The 7,130-nt window shown below is 64.5% G+C and carries 9 protein-coding genes; 7 read left to right on the top strand and 2 right to left on the bottom strand.

The annotated features are described in order from the left end of the window. Window positions 1–61 precede the first annotated feature (61 nt). On the top strand, window positions 62–1,168 hold the full coding sequence (locus RHODMAR_RS17510) for an alcohol dehydrogenase catalytic domain-containing protein (RefSeq protein ID WP_008716971.1): 1,107 nt from the start codon (window positions 62–64) through the stop codon (window positions 1,166–1,168). Between the two features lie 3 nt (window positions 1,169–1,171). On the opposite strand, the gene RHODMAR_RS17505 is transcribed toward RHODMAR_RS17510, so the two are convergent. Further along, window positions 1,172–1,960: an ABC transporter ATP-binding protein gene (locus RHODMAR_RS17505; RefSeq protein WP_008716969.1), complete on the bottom strand. Its 789-nt coding sequence runs from the start codon at window positions 1,958–1,960 to the stop codon at window positions 1,172–1,174. A 94-nt stretch (window positions 1,961–2,054) separates the two neighbouring features. On the opposite strand from RHODMAR_RS17505, the gene dapB reads away from it, so the two are divergent. Genes dapB through RHODMAR_RS17490 form a run of 3 tightly spaced genes read left to right on the top strand, consistent with a single transcriptional unit; the run spans window position 2,055 to window position 3,743 of the window. Next, window positions 2,055–2,813 (top strand): 4-hydroxy-tetrahydrodipicolinate reductase, encoded by a 759-nt coding sequence (gene dapB / locus RHODMAR_RS17500; protein ID WP_008716967.1) that lies wholly within the window; start codon window positions 2,055–2,057, stop codon window positions 2,811–2,813. A 50-nt stretch (window positions 2,814–2,863) separates the two neighbouring features. Beyond that, window positions 2,864–3,283, top strand: a complete 420-nt coding sequence (locus RHODMAR_RS17495; RefSeq protein WP_051048135.1) for a hypothetical protein — start codon at window positions 2,864–2,866, stop codon at window positions 3,281–3,283. Between the two features lie 7 nt (window positions 3,284–3,290). Then, window positions 3,291–3,743, top strand: a complete 453-nt coding sequence (locus RHODMAR_RS17490; protein WP_008716963.1) for a flavodoxin family protein — start codon at window positions 3,291–3,293, stop codon at window positions 3,741–3,743. 42 nt (window positions 3,744–3,785) lie between these two features. Here RHODMAR_RS17490 and RHODMAR_RS17485 read toward each other — a convergent pair whose 3' ends face one another. Further along, window positions 3,786–4,238, bottom strand: a complete 453-nt coding sequence (locus RHODMAR_RS17485; RefSeq protein ID WP_232433694.1) for a hypothetical protein — start codon at window positions 4,236–4,238, stop codon at window positions 3,786–3,788. 136 nt (window positions 4,239–4,374) lie between these two features. On the opposite strand from RHODMAR_RS17485, the gene RHODMAR_RS17480 reads away from it, so the two are divergent. Genes RHODMAR_RS17480 through RHODMAR_RS17475 form a run of 3 tightly spaced genes read left to right on the top strand, consistent with a single transcriptional unit; the run spans window position 4,375 to window position 7,102 of the window. Then, entirely contained in the window at window positions 4,375–5,745 is a 1,371-nt protein-coding gene (locus tag RHODMAR_RS17480) for an OFA family MFS transporter (RefSeq protein ID WP_008716958.1), read from the top strand. Further along, on the top strand, window positions 5,742–5,858 hold the full coding sequence (locus RHODMAR_RS29615; protein ID WP_442970063.1) for an MFS transporter small subunit: 117 nt from the start codon (window positions 5,742–5,744) through the stop codon (window positions 5,856–5,858). The genes RHODMAR_RS17480 and RHODMAR_RS29615 overlap by 4 nt, the downstream gene beginning before the upstream one ends. 35 nt (window positions 5,859–5,893) lie before the next feature. Next, window positions 5,894–7,102 (top strand): winged helix-turn-helix domain-containing protein, encoded by a 1,209-nt coding sequence (locus RHODMAR_RS17475; RefSeq protein WP_008716956.1) that lies wholly within the window; start codon window positions 5,894–5,896, stop codon window positions 7,100–7,102. Window positions 7,103–7,130 lie beyond the last annotated feature (28 nt).

The raw sequence follows: 7,130 nt of genomic DNA, 5'->3' as shown, positions 1-7,130 counted from the left end.
GAAATTCGTAGCCCACTACGAATTTCCACGCACATGCGGCGCAGCCGCATAGTCTGACGGGATGAAGATTCGCGGCGCAGTACTCGAAGAAATCGGCCGACCTCGTCCCTTCGCGGACTCGCATCCCATCACCGTCTCCGATCTCGAACTGGGTTCGCCGGGCGACGGGGAACTGCTCATCAGGATCGAGGCCGCAGGCCTGTGTCACTCGGACCTGTCGGTGGTCGACGGCAACCGTGTTCGTCCGGTTCCGATGCTGCTCGGCCACGAAGCAGCCGGCCGGGTCGAGGAAGTCGGGCCGGGAGTCGACGACATCGCCATCGGCACCCGCGTCGTCATGACGTTCCTGCCGCGCTGCGGTGACTGCGCCGGATGCGCCACGGACGGCCAGATGCCGTGTGTCGTCGGCAGCGCGTCGAACAACGCCGGAACGCTGCTCGGCGGAGGCATCAAATTGCACCGCGACGGTGCCGAGATCAAGCATCACCTGGGAGTCTCCGGATTCGCGACTCACGCGGTGGTCAGCCGAAAGTCGGTGGTGCCGGTCGAGGACGACATTCCAGCCGACATCGCAGCCGTCCTCGGTTGTGCGGTGCTGACCGGCGGCGGCGCGGTTCTCAATGCCGGAACTCCGAGGCCAGGGCAGTCGGTGATGGTCGTCGGCCTCGGCGGAGTCGGTATGGCGGCGGTGCTGACGGCGGTATCGGTCGGTGCCGGTGAGGTGATCGGTGTCGACGGCGTCCCGGAGAAGCTGGCCACGGCAACCGATCTCGGCGCAACGCAGGTCTACTCACCCGGTGAGCTCGCCGACAAGGGCATCAAGGCCGACATAGTCATCGAGGCCGCGGGAAACGCCCGCGCCTTCGAGACTGCCGTCGCGGCAACAGCACCCGGCGGAAAGACCATCACCGTCGGCCTTCCTGCTCCCGACGCCCGCTCGTCCATCTCGCCCCTGGGTTTGGTTGCGGAAGCGCGCACGATCATCGGAAGTTACCTGGGCTCGGCCGTCCCCGCTCGCGATATCCCGACCTATGCTCAGATGTGGCGTGAGGGCCGGCTTCCCGTCGAGAAGCTGATCTCCTCTCGCATCACGTTGGACGAGATCAACCGCGGCATGGACGAATTGGCCGACGGCAACGCGATCCGTCAGGTCATCGTCTTCGACTGAGCGTCAGCTCTGGGACGCCGTGGCCAACCAACGGCCGCGCTGCTTCGTGATCTCGATGGGGTGATCGAAGCACGCGGTGATGTTGTCGGTGGTCAGCACCGCATCCACGGCTCCCTGCGCCAGTACCCGTCCGTCTCGGATGAGGAGAGCGTGCGTGGTCGAGACCGGGATCTCCTCGAGGTGATGCGTCACCAGAATGCTGGCGAGGTCCGGGTGCTCGGCGCGTAGCGAGTCGAGCGCACTCAGCAGTTGTTCGCGCGCAGCGAGATCGAGTCCGGTGGCAGGCTCGTCGAGCAGCAAGAGTGCCGGGTCGGGGAGCAGGGCACGGGCAATGAGGGCTCGGCCCCGCTCGCCCTGCGAGAGCGTCTGCCACGACGCGTCGGTGCGATGGCCGACCCCGAGAGACTCGATGAGGCGGTGAGCGCGCGCGATCTCGTTTTCGCCGGCCGACCACCTCGGGATGAGGTCGGGTGTGTTGGTCAGCCCGGTCAGTACCACCTGGAACAGCGTCAGCGGAGCATCGATCCTCAACCGCGGATCGACGTGGCCGATGTGAGTTCGTAGTTCGCGCATGTCCACCCGGCCGAGTCGATGACCGAGAACGTGGACGGCGCCGTGCGTGGGATGTGCGACGGCGCCGAGCAGGGAGAGCAGGGTGCTTTTGCCTGCGCCGTTCGCCCCGAGCAGTACCCAGTGTTCGCCTTCGTCGACCCGCATCGTGGCGTCGGTGAGCAAGTGACGACCGCCACGGACGAGGTCGACCCGGTCGGCGAACAAGACGTTGGATTTCACCGGCCGACCGTAGCTGCCGGGACAGACCGTTGGGAAAGTAGGCTCTGAGGTCGGTAGGACCCGTGGACGACGATGAAAAGAGTGTGGGTACGACGTGAGTGCAACGGCACCTGTTCGAGTAGGGGTACTGGGATCGCGCGGCAAGGTGGGGCAGGCGATCTGCGCCGCCGTCGGTGCGGCAGCCGACCTCGAGCTCGTGGCAACCGTCGACCAAGGTGATCCGCTTGCGGACTTCGTCGACAACGATGCCCAGGTAGTCGTGGATTTCACCCATCCCGATGTGGTGATGGACAACCTGCAATTCCTCATCGAGCACGGCATCCACGCCGTTGTCGGCACCACCGGATTCGACGACATGCGGCTCGAACAGGTCCGCGAATGGCTGTCCGGATCGCCGCAGACGGGAGTGCTGATCGCCCCGAACTTCGCTATCGGAGCGGTGCTGTCGATGCGGTTCGCCCAGCAGGCCGCTCGATTCTTCGATTCGGTCGAGGTGATCGAACTGCACCACCCGAACAAGGCGGACGCGCCGTCGGGCACGGCCTACCGCACCGCTGCGCTGATCGCCGAAGCGCGCGCCGCCGCAGGCACGGCGCCCAGCCCCGACGCGACGACCACCGAACTCGACGGCGCGCGAGGTGCCGACGTGGACGGGGTGCGCGTACATTCCATTCGGCTCGCGGGACTCGTTGCGCATCAGGAGGTTCTACTGGGCACGCAGGGTGAGACGCTGAGCATTCGGCACGACTCGCTGGACCGAACGTCGTTCGCGCCCGGTGTGCTCCTCGGGGTCCGTGAGATAGCCACTCGACCGGGGCTCACCGTCGGCCTCGACCCGCTACTGGATCTGTGAGCTGATCGACAGTGAACAAAGCGACCAAAGTCGTCGCCATCATCGCGGTGATGGTGCTGATCCTCGGCTTCTACTTCTTCCTGCTGGGCCAGCGCGGAGTGACGCTGATTCAGAACGGTGGCGTGGCCAGCATCGCGTTGGGCATCGGCGTCATCATCTTGCCGATCGTCGGGTTGTGGATCGTATGGGCCACGCTCAAGGCGGGGATCGACCATCAGAGGCTGGCGTCGCGGATACGTGAGGAAGGCCTCGAACTCGACGTCGACGACCTCCCGCGGATGCCGTCGGGCCGGATCGAACGCGATTCGGCCGACGAGCTGTTCCAACAGATCAAAGCAGAGTGGGAGAAGGATCCCGACAACTGGCGCAACTCGTACCGACTGGCGCGGGCGTACGACTACGCGGGCGATCGCGGGCGGGCCCGCGACACCATGAAACGCGCTGTGGAACTGGAACGGGCAGAGAGCTGACCCCCGTATGACGCGCACCCTGCTGGTCGTTCATCACACCCCCAGCCCGCTCACTCGCGAGCTGCTCGAGGCCGTTCTCGCCGGCGCGCGTGATCCCGAGATCAACGGAGTGGACGTGCGCAGCGTGCCTGCCCTCGGTGCGACCATCCCGGATGTGCTGGGTGCCGACGGCTTCCTCTTCGGCACACCCGCGAACTTCGGTTACATGAGCGGGGCGTTGAAGCACTTCTTCGACACGGTGTACTACCCGTGCCTCGATGCTGTTGCCGGAAAGCCCTACGGCGCATGGGTTCATGGAAACGACGACACCGTGGCTGCCGGTCGCGGTATCGAGAAGATCGCGTCGGGCTGGGGTCTGACTCAGGTGTTCGGCACCGTGCACCTCGCAGAGGGCGGCAAGGCTGCTCGCGAACAATGCTACGAACTGGGTGGCACGGTGGCGGCCGGAATGTCCGACTGACGGATACGAGCCGGTCCACGCCGTTCGTCGCGCCTGCTGACCTCAGTCGGTCTCGGCGGGGGAGTCCGGACGCAGTATGTCGTCGGCGGGGATCGGCAGAGGGATCTCGAGTAGACGCTCCGGCCAACTGGGATATGCGGGCCGAATCCACACCCGATTGTCGTCGAGCTGGGTCAGCAGTACTCGCCGCCATTGCCAATCGTTCTGCGGTGCAATCAGATCGGTCTCCGGTGCCAGCGGTAACGGAGCCTTGGTCCAATGTGGAGCCGACAGTGACGCCAGGCCGCGATCTTCGAGGTGTGCGATGGCGCTCTCGATCGGAACGCCCTGTGCAACTGTGATTCCGACAGGATTGACCGCATCGACGAGATAGTCCTCGTCGTGTTCGTTGCGCGAAGTCGAATCACCCGACTCGTGCGCGATGGTCCACCCGATCACCTCGCCGTCGGAGGCTCGTTTCACCGGCAATCTGCTGCGCCACCGTTCGATATCCACTCCCTGGAGGATACGCGGCTCGGAAAGTGAGTTCAGGAAAGAAAGTATCTCTGAATGTGAGCAGGCGCTGTGATGCTCGTGTTTGACTGCACAGGTTGGTTGATATTTGTACCGCCCTCCATATCAAGGGATTTCGATGACCCTCCCCATGCTCGACCGTTCCAGGATCGTGGCCACACCCGAGTGGAGCCGGTGGCTGATACCTCCGGCGGCCCTGTCCATCCACCTCGCGATCGGGTCTGCCTACGCCTGGAGCGTGTTCAAGAACGCCATTTCGCAACCGGACGCGCTCGGGCTCAGCGGAACGGTCACCGCCATTCCGTTTCAGCTCGCCATCGTGATGCTGGGCCTGTCCGCCGCGATCTTCGGAACCCGCGTCGAGAAGAACGGTCCGCGTTGGGCGATGGCCGTCTCGCTGGTCTTCTTCGTATCCGGGCTGCTGATTTCCGCACTCGGCATGGCACTCGGGCAGTTCTGGTTGGTGATCTTCGGCTACGGGTTCGTCGGCGGCATCGGGCTCGGGATCGGGTACATCTCGCCCGTCTCCACTCTGATGAAGTGGTTCCCCGATCGGCCGGGAATGGCGACGGGCATCGCCATCATGGGTTTCGGCGGCGGCGCACTCATCGCGTCACCGCTCACCAGCCGGTTGATGATCAACTTCGGCGGCTTCACCGACAGTTCGATCGCCAAGACGTTCCTCGTTCTGGGCATCGGATATGCAGTGTTCATGGCTTTGGGAGTAGTGCTCATCAGAGTGCCCGCCGAAGGCTGGACCCCGGCCGGATGGACCCCACCGACGGCATCGGCGTTGGTGTCTGCGCACAACGTGTCGGCTGCCAATGCCGTCAAGACTCCGCAGTTCTGGCTGCTGTGGGTTGTGCTGTGCTTCAACGTCACTGCCGGTATCGGCATTCTCGAGCGGGGCTCGGGCATCTATCAGGACTTCTTTCCCGACGCGACCTCGCCCCAGTCTCTGGCCGCTGCAGCGGCCGGTTTCGTGGCCTTCCTCTCACTGACCAACATGATCGGACGGTTCGTCTGGTCGTCGGTCTCCGATGTGGTGGGCCGCAAGAACATCTACCGGTTGTACCTGGGCGTCGGTGCGCTGCTCTATCTGTACATCGCCCTGTTCACCAATACCAACAAGGTCTTGTTCCTGGTGTCGGCTCTGTTGATCCTGTCGTTCTACGGCGCAGGATTCGCGACCGTTCCGGCCTATCTGAAAGACCTTTTCGGCACGTACCAGGTGGGCGCGATCCACGGTCGACTGCTCACCGCGTGGTCGGTGGCCGGTGTCCTGGGGCCACTGATCGTCAACGCCATCGCCGACGCCGGAGAACCCGGCACCACCGCCCGATACCTTCCGGCTTTCTACGTGATGATCGGCCTGTTGGTCGTCGGATTTCTGGCGAACGAGGCAATCAAACCGGTGTCTCCGAAATTCCACGAATCCGACTCGGCTGACACCGCCGGTACCACGACTTCGACGGGAGCCAAGGCATGAGCGATGGGCAGATGCGGATCACGATGACTGTCGCCTGGTTGTGGGTGACCGTTCCGTTCGCATACGGCGTGTACGAACTCGTGCTGAAGGCAAAGAACCTCTTCGGCACCTGATCGACCGTGTCGGTGGGTCATGACAGGCTGGCCCGATGCAAGACATGAGCGCCTCCGCGGCTCGTCGCACAGCCTTGGCAGCCCAGGGGCTGGCTTCGACGCGATCGCGCACGCGGCCGGCGAGCAGGGGTGCGGTCCACTCGGCCATCGACACCACGGGTCTGTTGCAGATCGACTCCGTATCGGTGGTGGTGCGCGCGCACTACGCTCCGGTGTTCAGTCGAGTAGGTGCCTACGACCGAACAATCGTCGACGACGCCGCGTGGTCCGACACGGCCCGACGCCCACGTCGGTTGGTCGAGTATTGGGCGCACGAGGCTGCGTTGCTGCCGGTGCATGATTGGCCGCTCATGCGGTGGCGGATGGAGTTGTATCGCCACGGTCGATGGGGCGGTGCCGCCCGCATTCTCGACCGCGAACCGACGTTGGTGGACGACGTTCTGGCTGTCATCGACGACAGGGGCGCTGCCAGCGCGGGCGAGATAGAGAACCATCTCGACGTCGACAAGCCCGGGCGGAAGGGGCCGTGGTGGGACCGCAGCGATGTCAAGGTCGTCTGTGAGCAACTCTTCGCAGCAGGAGTGGTGAGCGTGCCGGCCCGAACCGGGTTCGTGCGCCGATACGAGCTCAGCGAGCGGGTGCTTCCCGAAGACGTACTGAGCAGGCGCGTCGACGAAGCGGACGCGGTGCGAGCCTTGATCGAAAAGTCCTCTCGCGCACTGGGGATCGGTACCGAACCGGACCTGCGGGACTACTATCGCCTGTCGCAGAAACAGGCGAAGGCCGCGATCGCCGATCTTGTCGAAGACGGCGTCCTGGAGCAGGTGTCGGTCCGAGGCTGGAATGTCCCGGCATACCTGCACCGCGACGCCAGAACACCACGGACGGCCACCGCCGCCGCACTGCTGTGCCCGTTCGATCCGATGATCTTCTTTCGGCCCCGGGTGGAGCGAATCTTCGGTTTCCACTACCGCATCGAGATCTACACCCCGCAGCACAAGCGAATTCACGGCTACTACGTCTTTCCCTTTCTGCTCGACGGCCATCTGGTGGCGCGGGTCGACCTGAAAGCTGTGCGAGCGCAGTCGGAACTGCACGTCATCGCGGCCTACGTCGAGGGCGACCGCGACGCCCGCGATATTGCTCCGCGATTGCGTGAGGTTCTGCGGGAGATGGCGCAGTGGCTCGAACTCGAACGCGTCGTGGTGGGGGACCGAGGAGACCTCGTCGACGCCCTGCGCTGAAATGCCGGCGCGCCGTTTCGACGTGTGT

It is taken from the genome of Rhodococcus sp. AW25M09, assembly GCF_000333955.1.
Taxonomy (GTDB): Bacteria; Actinomycetota; Actinomycetes; order Mycobacteriales; family Mycobacteriaceae; genus Rhodococcoides.
Note: the sequence above shows the minus strand (reverse complement) of the source record. Positions and strands in the feature narration are given on the sequence as shown.